Origin of the sequence: Fuchsiella alkaliacetigena (genome assembly GCF_023227765.1) — a bacterium.
Lineage (GTDB): Bacteria > Bacillota > Halanaerobiia > Halobacteroidales > Acetohalobiaceae > Fuchsiella > Fuchsiella alkaliacetigena.
In genome coordinates this window covers 1-17,583 of sequence record NZ_JALKBZ010000047.1, presented here as the reverse complement: position 1 = coordinate 17,583, position 17,583 = coordinate 1, and the positions used below count along the sequence as shown (strand labels likewise).

The window sequence follows — 17,583 nt, the reverse complement described above, 5'->3', positions numbered from 1 at the left end:
TTTATCAGAGAATTAAGGGAAATCCCACTTTTATTTTCAATTTTTAAGTCTAGATTATTTTACTTGCCGAATTCAAGATTAATAATCAACTTTATTATTTAAGTTAAGTTATTAGAAAAGCGTAGATTGGCGAAAAAAATCGGAGTCTCTTTAAGCTCCTGCTGCAAACGCTCTCTATTCCATAACTCCACCTGATTGGAGCTTGCTAACTCCTTAGCTGAAGAAGTAAAATAGCTATTGGTAACTACCATAGCCTGGTCACAATCATAATGTCCTTTAGCTGCTACTACCTGTTGAACAGCACTATTACCTACACTATCCTGATAACGTTTGGCCTGAACAACTATTCGTTGGCTTGATTTTTTAAAGAAAAATTTCCGCTTAGTCTTTACTAAAATCAAATCTGCTCCTTGATCATTAGAGTCCTTAGTCACTTCAGCCTGATATCCTTGTCTATTGAATAAATGGTATAAAAATTTTTCAAACTCCAAGCCTGTCAGCTGATCTATATCAGAAATTTTAACTCTACCAGAATTAGAACCTCCTTTTTCTATTTTAGCAGCAAACCCTCCCCGATAAATCAAAACTAAAAGTATAAATAAAGGAATATAAAACCATAACGAAAGCAAAGAATTCTCCACAAAAGCTGCCATCATCCCTGAAATTAAAAATAAACCTATCCAAAATAAATAAAACATAGTACCACCATTTCCTATTTATTCTGCTGATGACTCCTCTATCCGAGGGTCTTTTACTTTAAAAACTAAAACTACTACTCCTAAAATAATCATTACTAAAGAAATAGCAAAAACTAACCTGAAATTGAATATATCAGCCAAAAAACCGCCTAAAAGAGTAATTATGGTCACTGTTAAGCCAATAACCGTATTAGTTAAGCCCACATAAGTAGGTCGCTCCTCTAAGCTAGGAGCAAAGTCAGCAATTATAGTCATAAAAGAAACACTGAGTCCTCCCAAAGCAATTCCCGTTAGAATAAATACTACATAAAAAAGAAATCTGTCTTGAGCAAAGTAGGCTACTGAAACTGCCGCCGCATTAAACAGAGAAGCTAACCAAATAACTCGTTTATGTCCCCAGTTATCACCTAAGTAGCCCCAAAGAATATTAGTTAAACTTTTACTGGCTATTGAAACAATAGTAAAGATTCCTACCAGTCCTCCAGCCAGCTCTACTTCTAAGTTTAAGCGCTCTATTCCAGCTACTGTAAATAAGCCGTTACTCATATTAATAAACTGAATCAAAGTAGCTCCAATTACATAGTTGCGGTAATTAGCTTTCTCTTTTAAAATATCTTTCAAATGTTGGAAGTACTCTTTAAAACCCTTTGTTTCTTCAACCGTAGTGTATTCTGGTTCTTTAATTAAAGCTACAAATAAATAAGAAAGCATCTTAACAGCAAAGGTTAAGCCAAACAACCAAATAAAACTACTTTGAAAAGAAAAGTTTTTAATTATATAACCGGCCAAAAAAGCTCCCGCTACCTCTAAAGCACTACTAACAAAACTGCGATAACCAAAAAAACGACCTCGCTTTTCCTGAGGAATAACTTTAAAGGTCATATCAAACCAGGGCGGGCCCACCAAACCGGAAAAAATAGTATGAACCGACCACAAAACAAAAAAAGAAATTAACAGCAGTAACTGTCGCTCAGGAAATAAAAAGTAAGTTAATAAAGTTAAAAATAACCACGGCAGTCTCTGAAATAAGCCTAGTAGTAGCACATATTTTTTCTTTAACTCAGCCGTCTCCACTAACCTAGCTGAAAAAAGTTGTGGAAAATGCAGTCCAAACATAAAAATAGCCGTAATCAAGCTGATTAAGAGCCTTGATTCTGTTAAACGGCGTACAAAAAGCGGTAAAATTGTACTAACCGCTACTAATCCCATACCTAAGGTATAAAAAGCACCTTCACAAATACTAATCCCAAAATTAAATCTATAATTATCTTCAATCTCCGCCTTAATATCTTCCTTTTGCTGTTCTTCCATACAGTTATTCACCCTCCACTATAACTAATAGAATAGATAGACTACTAGTTATAGTGAGTCACTTAACTATCATTTATACTTATAACTTGCTTAGTTAGTGTCTAACTGTTCGCCAAGACCCAGGTAACTCTTTAAATTGAACTGGATTTGCTTCAACCTCCTGGCTAAGATCATTTCTATTCCACAGTTTTATCCCCTTATTTGCAGCTAATTCTTGAGCTGAAGAAATAAAATAACTATTGGTAATTATCATAGCCTCTTGACAGTCATAATCTTCTTGAGCTAACATAGCCTCTATGACTATTTCTTCATTTAATGTATCATCATAAAGCTTAGTAATTACAATAGTTTCGAAAACATCTTCTTTCCCATCTTCAACAGCATCTTCATCTTCAGAGGTATCTTTTAAAATTAAAGCCACCTCTTCCGGTTTGTCATTAAAATCTCTGATCATTTTCACTTGGTATCCTTTTTTAGAAAAGAAATAATACAAAAAAGCATTAAGTCTAAAATCACTCATATTATCTATATCACTTAAACTAATGCTTTCTGAATTACTAGCATTATCTGCCTTAAATTTCCGAAAATAAACTAATAAGGTCAACAGCAACACCGGCAATAAAATAAAAGGAGAAATCATTGAATACCTTAGTAGAGAAATTATAACTCCTAAAGCAAAAAACAACCCCCCTAAAAGAAGATAATCCATCTTTATCACCTACCCAACATCAGAATAATTATTATTAATTCCTATAACTTTTTCTATGATTTAAATCAAATCTCCTGCAAAAATAAATAATCTACAGCATAATTATCAATTAACCCCTCTGCGATTACAAGATTTAACAGTTAATCAGCTTTCAAAAAACTTTAAGCGTAACAATAATTCAACTCGTTGAATAAGTTATTAACAAATTTAGAAAGGAGAGATTAACCTTGCATAATAAATTTCTAAACTTTCTTAATCAGCTTGCCCGACAAGTTCTGGACAGTGCTGTCGAAGGTCTTTGGGATGGAGTCTGGGAAAAGATATTTGAATTAGTCATTGAAGCTGAAGAAAAATGGGAAGAATCCGGCCGAGGAGAGGAAAAAAAGAAATGGGTAATAGCTCAAATTATGGAGTATCTAGAAGAGCATGATAAATTAAGTTGGCTAAACCAAAAAGAATTAAAACTCTTTCTCTGTCGCGTCATTGATGCCTTCATAGATAGTTTGAATATGCTCCTAGGCCATAATTGGATTGAACGAGTAAAGGAATTAGAAGAGGAGCTATGGGAAGAGCTATTTGGACTAGTAAAAGTTAATTTAGAGAAAAAGATCTCTGCTGATTGAGCATAATCTTTATAAGCCAGCAGTATAAAAATTTCAAGAAAAACCTTTTGCTATTCACTCCGATTGAAGCAATCTCTTAATCTGAACCAAACTCCTAGTAAGCATATAATCTCTAAAGGCTCTACTTTCACTAAGTAGGGCTTTTAGTCTTTGTTCTTGACTATTCTGCTTCTCTTTAGCACCCCTACTTTTACTCAAGCAAAGTCTATCCCCAACCCCAAATTCAAGCTTAATCAGTCCTTGTTGCTGAAGATACTTCAAAGCACAAAAAACAGTCTCTTCTCGCTGAGCTGTAAAAACAGCTAAATCCCTAACAGTAGTCTGCCCACCTTGAGCCTTCAACACATGCTTAATTAAGCCTATTAACTCCTTTAAAAAGCTCTGAATCGACTTCAACTCCAACTCGGAATAAGCTAAAATAAGTCGTTGGGGTTGAACTTCTTTCAGCAAATCTTTCAAAATTTTTACTGATGGTGGACAGGAAAGCAAAACCAAGCTGGGAGCCTGGCTGGCTTGATAACGAGTAATCCTATCTACTTCATTAAAAATTTCAGTACCTTCATAGAAGTATAAAGCATCAAGCACTTTCGGTAACTGCTGTCCTAAATGCTGCCAGTTTCGCCAGTCCTCTATTTCCAATTCCTGTTCTTTAGCTTCAGTTGCCTCAACTGGAGAGGGAGCACTAGCTAACACTTCTTTTACCTCTAATTGAAGTTCTCCCTTACCCTGCCAGCGGTTGAGAGTTAGAGAGTAAACAAGATCGAAGTTCTTTGCTAATTCCTCCTCGCCTCCCCACCACCAAATAGCCGGGTATTCTTCTCCATGTTGTCTTAACACTAAGCGGCGATGCTGACCATCTTGAGTAGCTTTTTGCCAAGTAGCCTCCACTCCAGTACTAAAGAAAGTAGGACGAGGATTTGCCTCCCCAAAGGGAGCCAAGCGTTGCAGTTGACGATAAAGATTCAAATCCAACTGATTAAAATCTAAACTAGCCTCTACCTCAATCTTTTTAACTCCTTTTAAATTAGCCATCTGCTTAGCTAAAACTGACTCTAAGCTTTTAATAAAAGCCGTCAACTGCTCCCGCTTTAAAGAAAGACCAGCTGCGCCAGCATGGCCTCCAAAAGCAACTAAAAACTGCTCACATTCCTGCAAAGCTTCGTAAATATGGACTCCTTCAATAGAACGAGCCGAACCAACTATCTCTCCTCCACCCTGCTTTTCAGATAACAAAAGCACAGGTTTATGGAACTGCTCACAAAGACGAGCAGCGGTAATCCCAATTACACCTTGATGCCAATGGGCCCTATAAAGCACAATAGAACTTCTTTCTTGCTGCTCCTCCAACAAAGCTACAGCTTCCTCATAAATCTCAGTGCCTATTTCCTTACGTTGAGTATTTAGCTCATCAATCTCAACAGCTAACTCTTGAACCTCTTTAAGATCATCGGTCAATAACAGTTCCAAACCAAGTTCCGCCGTAGCTAAACGACCCGCAGCATTAAGCCGAGGAGTGATTTGAAAAGCCACCTGCTCAGCCGTAAGGGTATTTAAATCTAACTCCAATAGTTTATATAACTCCTTTAAACCTAGCCTATTAGTTTCTTTTAAAGCTTTTAGACCCCGCTGTAAAAGATAGCGATTCTCTTTTTGCAAAGGCACCACATCGGCTACAATAGCTAAAGCCAGCAGATCTAAAAACTCTGTTACTTCCTCTCCCTTATCCAACTCAGTTAATAAAGCCTGGGCTAAATAATAAGCCACTCCCGCCCCAGGTAAATAGCAAGCCTTATCCTCCGCCGATAATAACTTCGATGATACTATCACCTCAGCTTCGGGCAACTGAGCAGGTAGCTGATGATGGTCGGTAATCAGCACCTGCATTCCTAATTTCTGAGCCAAAGCAACCTCCTCAAAGTTGGAAATTCCACAATCACAACTCAAAATCAACTCTACTCCCTGCTCTGCTAGTTCTCTAATTACCTCTTTATTTAAACCATAACCTTCGCTAAATCTATCCGGCAAGTGATAATCAGCCTCAGCTCCTAGCTTCTCTAATAAAGAAAACAAGATAGCTGTAGAAGTTATTCCATCCACATCATAGTCACCGTAAACTACTATCCGCTTTTGAGATTCCACAGCACTTAAAAGCAAGTTTACTGCTTCGCTCATTCCTGGCCAGCTATAAGGATCACTCGGCTGATAATATTTAGGTTGCAAGAAGGCCTTTAGCTCTTCCTTAGTCCTAATCCCTCTTTGCCAAAAAATCTGGGCCAGCAGCTTTGAACCACCAAGCTGTTCTAGTAACCATTCCGGGACTTTTATCTCCGCAGGTACTTGCACTTCTAGTTCCATTAAAATCCACCTTCGCTCATATTGATCTCTTCCACAGTATCCCAATCAAAATCCAAATCCAGTTCATCATCCTCTTGATCTAACTGCAAAGTTCGCTTCCCGTGACAAATAGGTCGATATTCACAGTAAGCACAGATCTTTTCATCGGTAGTAGCTAAAAAATTATCATAGTCCTGATTCTTAATCTGAGTAATCTTATCCTCTAAAGTACGCTGATCCTTAAGCACTTGCTGAGCATGGTAACTAATTGGCTCCACCTGCTTCGGAAAACGAGGATTCCAGTAAATAACAGAAATATCCTCCGGTTCAAAAGAACCAGTAGGTGAATAAACTCCCCCAGCCTGTGCTAATACATATCTATAAACCATCGTCTGAATATTCTTACGCCGATACTCCTTTTTACTAGGCTTAGAATTAGTCTTCCAATCATAAATAACCACCTTTCCTTGGGCAGTTATATAGAGCAAATCATATTTAGCTACTAATCTTAAACCATCCTCATTAAGCCTTAACTCCTGCTCCGGTAAGAAAATATCCTCTTCATTATAGGGTCTAAGCTCTATTAAACGCTCTAACCAGGTGATTAACTGCTCCGAAAGCAAACTCTGCTCCTCTATAAAACCTTGGCGAGAATAATATCTTTCAGCTAAGGTATGGAATTTACGGCCCAGTTGCCAAAAATCCTGTTCCTTTTTATCCATTACCCAGTTACTATTTAAAAAAAGCCCGTCCAAATAACGCCGACGAAACTTCAATTGACAGATATCATAGCAGCCTAAAGCCGATTTACTGAAGTATAACTTCTCTATATCTCTAACTAACATACTCTTCTCGCTCCCTCTCTATAAATTCAGCTAAAGCCTGAAAAGATCGACTAGGCTCAGTCCTTTTAGCACTATAACTACTTAAAAAGAGATTTTTCTTAGCTCTAGTAATAGCCACATATAACAGCCGTAACCGTTCCTTAATATTAGCCAGTTTAGCCGCCTGCAAAGGATTAGTTCCCACCTGCCGCTCCAAACAGTAATCCAGCTCAGCCTTAGCTAAGGCTTCCGGATTACAGCGCTGCTCCTTTAAATACCAGTTTTCCCCTCTAAACTTATCTGCAAGGGTACTAGGATGCTCCCAGGAAGTTAAAGATGTTAAATAAACGGTATCCCACTCCAAGCCTTTAGCCTTATGAGCCGTCAATACAGTAATAACTCCCGACTGTGCTTCAAAGCCTCTAGTTTTATGCAGATTCTTCACAAAATTCCTAAAGGAAGGTTCTAAACGTGGTAGCTCCTCTACAATATCCAATAAACGCCAGTGAGAATTCAGTTTTAACTCATCTCTGATCTGTAAAGCAATTCCCTGAGCTAAAGCTAAAGTATCCTCCTCCAGGTTCAATTCCTCAGCTAAAAATAGAACTAGCTTATCAGGAGCCAGCTCAAGACTGGCCTCCAACCACAAACGGAGCTTCTCTAAAGCCTGCTTAAACTCAGTAAATAGCTCCTGACTTTTCAGTAATTCTTCCGGCAAACGAGTAGTAGATAGCTGGTCACCTAAAGGATAAAGAAGCTCTTCTAATTTCAACTCAGCTAAGAGTATATCAACTACTTCTAACTCAACAGCTGAAAACTCTCTTAAAAATACCTCCTTAAGTAGACGACCCATTTTTTTAGTCCGCTGCGGCTGAGCCAAGGCCTCAATAGCTAGCCTTAAGCTATCAATAGTTCTCTGTTCCTCTTCCCCCAAGCCGCTTAATTCCTCAAAGGGGGCTGATAAGTTCTCCAATTCTGCTATTAAATCAGCTTTAGCGTAACGATTAGGCACTAAAATAGCAGCAGTATTCTCAGGATTATGCTCAATATGATGAGCTGCATAATAGGCCACCTTTGCTAACTCTTCCTGCTGACTATTAAACTCTTCAGCTGCTAGCCGATACTCATCTATCACCGGATTAGGAGCTGGATCATCTTCACCTACCGGATTAATTAACTGTTCCGCTAAAGCATCGCGACACTCCGGTTGAGGGTGTTCATTCCGTACCCACTGTACCAAATAATTAGCTAAATCGATAATCTGTTCAGTACTACGACTGGAATAGAGAATCGACTCTTTTTGCACCTCTTTCCGTTTACAAAAATTTCTAAATAACTCCGGTTCAGCAGCAGTAAAGGTACCCATAATTGCCTGGTTAGAGTCTCCAACCCGAACTAAATTACCTCCTTGACCAGCCAATAGGTGTAAAATTTCCTCTTGAAGAGGATTGGAGTCTTGAGCCTCATCTTCAAAAATATAGCTCCACTTTGTTTGTAAGCGCTGCCTTAACTCTTGATCTTCCTTTAATAAACGAAAAGCTTGCAAAATTAAATCATCGAAGTCTAAACAGCCTTGATTATGTAAAATCTGCATATATTCACTGTAAATCTCACAAACCCAAGGTAAATAAGAGTCCTCAGGTAACTCAGCAGGCAACTCCTCAACCTCGGCCGTACTAAGGCCTCTAGATTTGATAGTAGCAATCATATTACGCACCAAGGAAGGAAAGTGTTTGGTAGTCCAATCTTCTACTGCTTTATTCTGCCAATAATCGCTATCTTCAACAGTTATTAATGGCTCCCACCTATCTCGATTTTCAGTCAACCACTTTTGAGTAAGTTCGGAAATTATCTCCCCCTGCTGATACTGGTCTAAAATCTGAAACTCCTGATTAATTAAAAGATAATCGGGCCTTTCACGCAAAATACTAACCGCTAGAGAATGAAGGGTTTTGATCTCATAACCCCGATTAGCATTCTCACCTCGCGCTTCTAAAAACTCACCAATACGAGTCCGAAAATTAGAAACAGCCGAGTTCATATAGGTAACTATTAAGATCTTACCCGGCTGAGAATGGCCTTCGGCAATCAACTCAGCAGCTAGATAGGCCAAAACAGTAGTCTTCCCAGCTCCAGGTACAGCTGGCACTGCCATCATTCCCTGACGGTATTGAGCTACTTCCTTTTGACCTGGACGTAGTTTAATCATCAGCACTCACCCCTAAATAGTCCGCGCTTAACCAGTCAGCCAAGACCCCATCCTGTTCCCAACCTCTACTGCTTAAATAGCTGTCAGCTAGATATAAACCTTGAGTAGACTTGCCTAATAAACTCCGTAAGTAATCACACAGCTGCTGCTTACGCAGAGAGCGGTCTATGCTATCGCTCCAGCTTTCTTCTAACTCCCGCTGAGAAAGTAGATAGGGATTACTTAACTCCTTGCTACTCCCCTGTAACCAGAGCTGATTGGAAATATCCAGCCAAAACTGGTATTTGACACTATCAAGATGGGAAAAAGAAAGAAAAGAATAGGGAGTTGAAAGCAAAACTTGATCCTGAACATCAGCCGACTTAAATAAAACCTTAGCAGCCAAAGTACCTTTCTGCAACATTTTCATAAACCTACGGTTCAACTCCTCTTGAGGCCAGTAAGCTCGGCCCACCTCCTTAAACTTAGCTATAGAATCGATCAACTGCCGACAGGCTAGAATATCCTTTTCTGCCGGCGTTAAAGGAGCCAGCAGTTCAGCAAAAATTCTCCCTAAAAAGTAATCCAGTTCAAAATCACAGTTCTGTTGTTCTAACAACCACTCTTTTAGCTGTTCATAGCTGTCACTATTGGCAAAGCCCAAACGCGCTCTTAAGCCTACCTTATCTAAATCAGGCAATTCTAATTTATTCTTGAATATTTCCTCGCTCAACAAAGCGCTGCGCACCGGATCTAACTCCAAAACTAGACTCAAAGTATGTAATAAAGAAGAAAAGTTAAGTTCCAACTTCCACTCTGGATTAGCCAATAAGGAAAGTACTATCAAAGCTTCAGCAAAAGAGTTATCCAACAAGCGACGATCGCTGCTCAAATTTAATAAGTTATAACCCCTATCTTCTAAATATTTAGTCAAAGCAAAGTCCAAAACTTGATCCACACTAGGAGCAATTACCGCAATCTGTCCCGGTTCTATTCCTTGCTCGATTAACTCTACTATCTGTTCTCCAACTTGAACTAGCATCTCTCCACGCAGATCAGTGAGAATTCTATCTTTTATGTAAGGACTTTCTGCTAAAGGCTGATCTTCTAAAATCTGAGCCATTAGATTTTGAACTAAACTGCGGGCCCGCTCCGAAGAGGTATAAGACCCCTCTAGCTCCACTAACTCACAACGTGGAAAAAAGTTTTCTCGAGCCATCTCCGGCGCCGAACCAAAGAACCTACCAAAGCCTCCTTCAGGATTAAAACTGAAGTAGCTCTCTTCCACCCCTTCCATCAGCTTTAAAATCAACTGTTGGGCCCCGGGTACCATCTTTTCTAAATCATCGACTATTAAGTAATGATACCTACCTAACAGCTCTTGACAGTACTGAGAATCATTCAGCAAATGCTGATGATAAAGCTTAATCAGAGTTGAATAGTCTAAACAGCGTTCTTCCCGGGCCAGCTCTTTAAATTTAAGCATTAATTCTAAACCCTGCTCATAGGCAGCAGCCTTATCTAAGTCAGCGCCGGCCCAACCCAAGAGCTTATCCTCTAACTGCTCTTTATTTAAGCTATTCATCGCCGCTAAATTAAGGTTATCGATTAACTGAACCGCAATCTGCTCCGAAGTAGCTTTAACACTAGCAAAGGCTCCTTCTTCTCGAGCCTCCCGCACTAACTCACTCATTAAGTAATGAGCCGGCTCTACGGTCATAAAGGTGGGTTCTAAGCTCTTCCGTCCTCCAGGTAGCTCTTCATCCACTAGATGCCAATACTGCTTTAGCTCTTGTTGGATAAAGCCGAAATAGCTGAAGATCTGTAGCGGGCCCATCTGCTTTAAGTCTATCTCTAAACGCCAGTTACTAACGTCGCCAGCATCTTTAGCAAAAACTAAACAGTCTTCAGTTTTACTCTGCTTTACCTTCTCTCTATACTTTTCCTGTAAAATAGTTGTTTTGCCCGACCCCGTAGGGCCTACATATATTCTCTGCATTGCTAACACCTACTCGTTTTTCTTTATTGACGAAATTTTAGTTGATTATACTACTGTTGCTTATTTATATATTTAGGCGTAGCTTAGGGAATTCCTTTTTTGAACTTGGCTGGAATCAAAAAGCTCCACCCTTATCTTCAAGGTGGAGCTTAATTTATCACCAACCCAGTTTTAACCTACTTAATCTTCTCTCCGGATCATCAAACTCCACTTCCTCAACTTTAAAATATTCAGGATCATAATTGCTACCAGCCCAATCCTTCATATGCTGATAATCATCATGTTCAGGATCAGCTAATACCTCTAATAATCTCTCATAGCCCCCAACTCCACCGCAGTCTTCTCGGGGACAGGCCCTAGCTCCATCTAAGCAGACTGGATACTCCTCCCCCTCTTGAGCAGGACTAATCTCTTCTAATTCTATTTCATGTTGCCAGTAATCTCCAAAATCATAAATGTAAGTTGCTTTCTTATTTTGACTATCAAAATAATCAGCAATCCTTTCTTCCCAACTGATCAAAAAATGCTCAGCACCATCCATATCTGGATAACTAATTTCTGCTTCTTTCTCAGTATCAGGATTCTTTATTTTAAACTCATGCAAATGATAATCTAGCCAGCCCATAGCATCCTGAATTGCTACGTGTAAATTCCAGAAAGTATAGGTTGCCGGAACTCCAATCCGACGCCAAATCTGCGGCTCTATATCCTTAAGACTTACTTTGAAATAATAAACTTTTTGCCTAAGTTTTCCCATTCTCTCTTCAAAAGCGTTCTCTAAAGCCTCTATTGGATAAGCTATATCTGCGCTCAAAATAGGTGTTCTATTATTAGCTTTATTTAGTCTAGTTAAATTCATCCTTCGCGTAGGCAAAAAGTCTTTAAATCTGAATTCTGTATCTTGTTTCGTACTATTCATTGAACCGAGAATACTTCTATCATAGGTTTTAGTATATTTAACTACCTCTATCTCATCCATATACTTTTCAATATAACGTTCATCTATTTTATCAGCTTTAAAGTTTTTTCTAATGGCCTGCCTACATAAGTTACTGAAATCTTTAAAATTATTCTTTTTTAATCCGTATAGAACAATTGAATATCTGCTTTTTACATTCATTAGAATTACACACTTTCTTCTATTAAACCTAAAAAGGTTAGCATGCCAATTATAAAAATCATCTTTATCTTCCGCTACTGGCTCAATTTCAAAATCCAGCTCATCCCTTAATTTAGCAGTACAATTGATAGTCAACATTATAACCCCTCCTTTACGTAAATAGGCTATGAAATCTTAAATCCTCTTTTAAGTTCTCTCTTAACTCTTGAGCACATCTTTTAGAACAAGTGATAAATAAAATATCGACTCCCTGCTTTTTAGCTGGAGATTTTTTGCCAATAATTAGAATCCATATATTTTCTTTATTACCAATACTAAAACCTTCTTTAATATAACCTTCCTCTTTAACTGTTAGTTTGCTATTTTCATTAAATCTAGCCTCAACACTCCATAAATCACCTGATGACATATTGCTACCACACCAACAACACTCATCCTTCAATTGTTGTTCTAGCATTTTTCAGCTCCTTTCTTATTTTATCGGCTTATATGCTTATTATTTCAATTAAAATTAATAATATCCTGCCTATGAATAAAATATCTTAACTACCAAATATCATTCATATATTATATTTTGAACAACTTGTTAAAAAAGCAGTTCTCAACAGGATATCATCCTTATCAATTAAAAGCCATCCAGAACATAAAATATAACATTTACACTAATACTATAATTTAGGAAGTTTCATTTACAATAAAACTGACCTATCGAGGAGGTAAATAATAATGGTAAAAAACGATATCACAATTCAAAACCTACAATCGGCCTTTGGGGGAGAAAGTCAGGCCTATCAACGTTATATCGCTTGGGCCGACAAAGCAAAAAAGGATGGTTTTCCTAAAGTAGCAGTCTTATTTGAAGCAATTGCTTATGCTGAAGAAGTACACGCCGGTAATCACTTTGAAGTATTAGCAAATGTTGAAGGAGATAGCTTAGTTGCTGCCGGAGCAGTATTTGGAATGAGCTCAACAGCAGATAATTTGGAAGGAGCCATTGCTGGAGAAGATTTTGAAATTGAACAAATGTATCCGGCCTTCCATCTAGTAGCTAAAGACCAAGGAGAAAAAGAAGCAGTTAAGTCTTTCCACTATGCCTTAGAAGCCGAAAAAATTCACTCTAAATTATTTAATGAAGCTAAAGAAGCTGTAGAAGCCGGCAATGATTATGATTTAGAATACGTAAGTATCTGTGAAGTCTGTGGACATACGGTAAAAGATGATAAACCAGATAAATGTCCAGTTTGTGGTGCTTCCGCAGAGCAGTTTAAAGAATTCAGATAATAATTATACAAAAATTTAGAAAATACTTATTTTATAATCAAAAATAGGGCCCTACTCTAAAAGAATAGGGCCCTATTTAGCATTACAACTTAAACTGCTCAACTAACTCCTCTAACTCCTGAGTCATAGCCGTCAATCTTTGAGCAGAATTAGAAACTTCATCGGACATAACCATTATATCATCTGTAGCACCTGTTATCTGCTCACTGCTTTGAGCTAACTCATTAACTGCACTAGCTGTCTGTTCTATCTGAACTGAAGTCTCCTGAACTGAATTTTTAATTTTATTAAATGCCTTTTCAGTTTCTTCAGCAACCTCTTGACCTTTACTAGCCTTCTCCTTAACTTCGCTTACCTTTTGAGTTCCTTCTTGAGACTGCTTTTGAGTTCTCTTAACTAAGCCAGAGATTTTATCCGTCGCCTCCGCAGTTTCACCAGCTAATTCTCTAATCTCTTCAGCCACCACAGCAAAACCTTGTCCGTGCTCACCAGCTCTAGCCGCTTCAATAGCTGCATTTAAAGCTAACAGATTAGTCTGTTCGGCAATATCAGTGATCAATCCCACTATTTCACCGATCTCTTCGGAAGTATCATCTAATTCATTAATCACTTCTACAGTTTCATCGACTACCTGGTTAATTTCTTTAATACTATCTATTGTTGATTTAATAGTTTCACTACCTTGGTCAGTTTCTAAGCTAGCCTCTTCAGAAAAACTGGCAACTTCCTCTGCACTAGCTGAAATCTCCTCTATACTAGCCGACATATTTTCAATTAAACCATTAGCAGTTTCTATGCTGGCATTTCCCTCTTCAGCTGATGCTAATAGTTCTTGACTAGTAGCAGAAACATTTTGAATTGCCCCCTTAATCTCTTGATTTATCTCCGTTAAAAGCCTGCGTAAGTTTCTGATCATCTTATTTATCCCTTTAGCTAAAAGCCCTATTTCATCCTTAGAATCAATATCCACTTCACTACTTAAATCACCATCGGCAGCTAAATTTACTACTTTAACTAATTCATCAATAGGTCGTAGTGAAATATAAACTAAAAAGAATATAAGAGCAATAATTGCTAAACCAACTAAAGCAATAATAATTAATAACTTATTAGTTTCACCTGAAATAAGATTATTATATCCACTCACATCACTAAAAACCCCAACTAGAGCCAATACTTCTCCCTCGTAACTTTCAACTGGAAAGAGTGAATAAGCTATATCTCCTACTTGTACCATTTCCGTCATTCCTGATTCTGCTTCAGTAAAAAGATCTTGATCAACTAAGTCGCTATATTGAGCAGTCTCAATTGTCACTCCATAATCTCCATTCTCGGGAGTAAAAACAGCTAATTCCACATTCAAAGCCTCTTTAATCTGGTTTAATAAGTCTTCAGTAAATTCAATATTAGTTTCCATAGTTCCAACTACTTCACCTTCAGAGGATAACACAGGACTCCAACCCCTCATTCCCATCCCAAAAGGTGCCTGATCAAAACCAGTCAAAGACTGAGCCAACTGGGCAGTATCCGAAATTGGCTTTCTATCTGCAACATCACCATATGTATCAATATCCTGGGCCCGCACCAAAGAAGTATCATATGGGGCTCGCAAATGAAGAACAGAAAAACCAAGTTCTTCCAAAGATTCATAAACAGGTAATAAGCTCTCAATAGCCAACTCCCTATCTTCTTCCTCAGCAGCCTCTCTGATCTGAGGTAAGTTAGCCATAGAAATAGAAACTCCTAAAGCCTGTTGAGTATTACGTTCAAAAATATCCTGTATTGTAGCAACATTAGACTCTATATTATCAGCAATAACTGTACTTAAAAGATTATTTTGACTATTACTCACAGCCACTCCAATTATAATTCCCATGATTATTATGCCCACACTTAATAATATTAGTACTTTTATTTTTAAGTTCAAACTCTTAATCATCTCATTAATCACCTCAATTATTTAATTACAATGACAAGTTTATCACAAACTGGTCAATTCTACAAGTGCTTTTTTATGTAATGAAGCAATTTTCATATCTTAAAATATAAAATTCTTAAATACTCTTTTAAGTCCTCTCTTAACTCTTGAGCACACCTTTTAGAACAGCTAATGAATAAATAGAGCAGATGTATCTAACCCTTCCATCTAATAGCTAAAAACCAAGGAGAAAAAAGTCGACAGCAGTCCCAAATTTAAAGCTCGCGAACTTCTACATAATCCTCAGATTCATATTAACTAACAGTTTGTTTTACTTTTTCTAAACTTCAACAGATATACTTCATTCCCCCGCTCATTATAGCAGATTTCATCATATAACTCATTGATCATCTTAATTCCTCTCCCTCTCTCTTTCTCAATTTGAGCCTCTTTTTCTATATTAAAGCTTTGATTAACCTTACTTTGCCAATCAAAACCTTCCCCCTCATCTTTAATGATAATTTTAATATATTTTTCAGTAACCTCTGCTTTTATCTCAACCGCTTTATTTTCATCCATCTTATTCCCGTGCTCGATTGCATTAGCAGCTATCTCTTGAAAACCAATACAAATTAAAGTAGATTCCTCATAATAAGGAATAATAAACTCTGTTAACTCTTCCTGCACCTGATACATTACTTCAATACTACTCTTAAATTTTCTTTTAAATTCATCAATAATTGGCAAATCCCTTTTTAAAATAACAAAGGTTATATCATCATGTCCAGTTAAGCTACCCGCAAACTCCTTAAAATCACCTTTAATCTTATCTGCAATTAAATCAGGAGGAAGTCTATGATTATCCTTTAAAACAGCTTGTAAACGCTCTTCTCCGTACCGTTTATTATGAACATACTCCTCAATTAAACCGTCGCTTGTTAAAAGTAACCCCTCTCCTTCTTTAAAATCCAATACTTCTTCAGTATATCCTAAAGGCAATTCATAACTAATAGCTGAAGAGATAGGCATTCCTCCGCAAGATAATGAAAAAACCTTGCCACTTTCAGTTATTCTCATTGGAGGAAACTGAAAACCAGCATTAATAAAAGTAAATTCCATACTAGTTAAATCTAAAGCTCCAATTAAAATACAAGCAAAATAATCATCCGGGAAGTCCTCCTCATTATATCTTTCAATTATAAATTGGATTATATTTTTAGGAGATAGATTCCTTCCCTTCCGATATTCAAACAATAGAAAGTTATTAATACACTCCCTAATAAAGATATTCAGTATAGCTCCATCCAAACTATGTCCAGTAATATCAACTAAATAAACTAATAAGTAGCCGTCAAGCTTAATGAAGTTATAAAAGTCTCCCCCAACTCTTTCGGCTGGCTCATAGTAACTAGCTATAGATATCCCTTCGACATCTGGTAGTTCCTTAGGTAAAAACTGCTTGTGAATCTCCATACCTTTATCTAAAACTTGATTAATCTGTTGGTTTGCTTTCTCTAATTTTTGACTCTTCTCTTTAACCTTTTCTTCAGCTAATCTTCTAAAAGTAATATCAATATGAAAAGTAACTACTTTAGTAGGATATTCCTCTGTTAGAGGAGTAACCTTCATATTAAACCATCTTTTTTCAGTAGGAGAATGACAAGAATATTCAAATTCAAAAATCTCTTCTTCGCCCTGAATTACCTTTTTAATCCCTTCGGCTGCTACTTTAGCATCTTCAGTTCCATTATTATACGATTTTTGGCATACCTCTAAATAGTTAATTTCATTATTCCAATTAGAAATTTGTCCGTCATTATTTCTATGAAATTCTCTCCATTTATTATTAGTTTGAATTATATAACCTTTTTCATCTAGCACAGCAATATTAGCAGCAATAGAGTTTAATACTGTAATGAGAAAGTCCTTGCTCTTATTTAATTCCTTCTTTAGCCTTCTTTCTGCACTAATATCTCTAAAAATCAATATTGCTCCCTTTAAGTTGCCCTCTTTATCTTTAATTGGAGAAGTAGAATCATCAATTGGTACTTCACAAGCAGACTTAGTAATTAAGTTCGTTTTCTTAGGTAGTTTAACTATTTGTTCAATCTCTAAAGCTTTTTTTACTGGATTCACTACTTCTTCCTTCGTTTCTTCATGAACTAACCTTAAAACTTCATCAATTTCTTTTCCAATCGCTTTCTCCTTACTCCAACCAGTTAAATCTTCTGCTACCGAATTCATTAAAGTTATTTTAGCCTCAGCATCAGTTGCAATTACCCCATCACCAATTCCTTCTAAAGTAATCTCTAACTTTTCTTTGATATTCTCTAAGCTACTTATATAAGTATCTTTATCATTTTGCATATAACCCTCCCCCCTTGTTAAACACAATTACTTTAAAGACTCTTTAAATTGGAATCTGTTAAACACCTATAATCCTAGTAATACCATAAAATTGCTTGATTTACCAAAACAAATTGCTATTAATTTATTAATTCTCACTAGCATTGCAAGAACTTAAATTGAAAAAGTCAAATCGCAAATATAGGATTTAGACTTGATTAAATAGAAAAAG

13 protein-coding genes are annotated in these 17,583 nt (G+C 37.1%); 2 read left to right on the top strand and 11 right to left on the bottom strand.

What is annotated here, in order from left to right:
• Positions 1-98: 98 nt before the first annotated feature.
• The 3 genes from MWH30_RS11375 to MWH30_RS11365 form a co-directional block, all read right to left on the bottom strand.
• Positions 99-698: a restriction endonuclease gene (locus tag MWH30_RS11375; protein WP_248664210.1), complete on the bottom strand. Its 600-nt coding sequence runs from the start codon at positions 696-698 to the stop codon at positions 99-101.
• Positions 699-716: 18 nt separating this feature from the next.
• Positions 717-2,009: an MFS transporter gene (locus tag MWH30_RS11370; protein ID WP_248664209.1), complete on the bottom strand. Its 1,293-nt coding sequence runs from the start codon at positions 2,007-2,009 to the stop codon at positions 717-719.
• 94 nt (positions 2,010-2,103) lie between these two features.
• Complete coding sequence (locus MWH30_RS11365) at positions 2,104-2,718, bottom strand: restriction endonuclease (RefSeq protein ID WP_248664208.1); 615 nt, start codon at positions 2,716-2,718, stop codon at positions 2,104-2,106.
• A 227-nt stretch (positions 2,719-2,945) separates the two neighbouring features.
• Here MWH30_RS11365 and MWH30_RS11360 point away from each other — a divergent pair, with 227 nt between their 5' ends.
• A complete protein-coding gene (locus tag MWH30_RS11360) occupies positions 2,946-3,341 on the top strand; it encodes a hypothetical protein (RefSeq protein ID WP_248664207.1) in 396 nt (131 codons plus the stop codon).
• A gap of 54 nt (positions 3,342-3,395) precedes the next feature.
• Here the strand turns inward: MWH30_RS11360 and recJ are convergent, their stop codons facing one another.
• From recJ to MWH30_RS11330, 6 genes are all read right to left on the bottom strand, one after another.
• Positions 3,396-5,696: a single-stranded-DNA-specific exonuclease RecJ gene (recJ, locus tag MWH30_RS11355; protein ID WP_248664206.1), complete on the bottom strand. Its 2,301-nt coding sequence runs from the start codon at positions 5,694-5,696 to the stop codon at positions 3,396-3,398.
• Positions 5,696-6,520: a PD-(D/E)XK nuclease family protein gene (locus MWH30_RS11350; RefSeq protein ID WP_248664205.1), complete on the bottom strand. Its 825-nt coding sequence runs from the start codon at positions 6,518-6,520 to the stop codon at positions 5,696-5,698. The genes recJ and MWH30_RS11350 overlap by 1 nt, the downstream gene beginning before the upstream one ends.
• Positions 6,510-8,708, bottom strand: a complete 2,199-nt coding sequence (locus tag MWH30_RS11345; RefSeq protein WP_248664204.1) for an ATP-dependent helicase — start codon at positions 8,706-8,708, stop codon at positions 6,510-6,512. The genes MWH30_RS11350 and MWH30_RS11345 overlap by 11 nt, the downstream gene beginning before the upstream one ends.
• Positions 8,701-10,686 carry a UvrD-helicase domain-containing protein gene (locus MWH30_RS11340; RefSeq protein WP_248664203.1) on the bottom strand — a complete coding sequence of 662 codons (1,986 nt, stop codon included), beginning with the start codon at positions 10,684-10,686 and terminating at the stop codon, positions 8,701-8,703. Before MWH30_RS11340 ends, MWH30_RS11345 begins: the two co-directional genes overlap by 8 nt.
• A gap of 157 nt (positions 10,687-10,843) precedes the next feature.
• Entirely contained in the window at positions 10,844-11,944 is a 1,101-nt protein-coding gene (locus MWH30_RS11335; protein WP_248664202.1) for a plasmid pRiA4b ORF-3 family protein, read from the bottom strand.
• 13 nt (positions 11,945-11,957) lie between these two features.
• Positions 11,958-12,263: a hypothetical protein gene (locus MWH30_RS11330; RefSeq protein ID WP_248664201.1), complete on the bottom strand. Its 306-nt coding sequence runs from the start codon at positions 12,261-12,263 to the stop codon at positions 11,958-11,960.
• A 269-nt stretch (positions 12,264-12,532) separates the two neighbouring features.
• Between MWH30_RS11330 and MWH30_RS11325 the strand changes: the two genes are divergently transcribed.
• Complete coding sequence (locus MWH30_RS11325) at positions 12,533-13,087, top strand: rubrerythrin family protein (RefSeq protein WP_248664200.1); 555 nt, start codon at positions 12,533-12,535, stop codon at positions 13,085-13,087.
• An 82-nt stretch (positions 13,088-13,169) separates the two neighbouring features.
• Here MWH30_RS11325 and MWH30_RS11320 read toward each other — a convergent pair whose 3' ends face one another.
• Together MWH30_RS11320 and MWH30_RS11315 are read right to left on the bottom strand one after the other, a co-directional pair.
• The gene (locus tag MWH30_RS11320; RefSeq protein ID WP_248664199.1) at positions 13,170-15,026 is read right to left on the bottom strand and encodes a methyl-accepting chemotaxis protein; all 1,857 of its coding nucleotides are present in this window, start codon (positions 15,024-15,026) and stop codon (positions 13,170-13,172) included.
• Between the two features lie 297 nt (positions 15,027-15,323).
• A complete protein-coding gene (locus MWH30_RS11315; protein WP_248664198.1) occupies positions 15,324-17,372 on the bottom strand; it encodes a SpoIIE family protein phosphatase in 2,049 nt (682 codons plus the stop codon).
• Positions 17,373-17,583 lie beyond the last annotated feature (211 nt).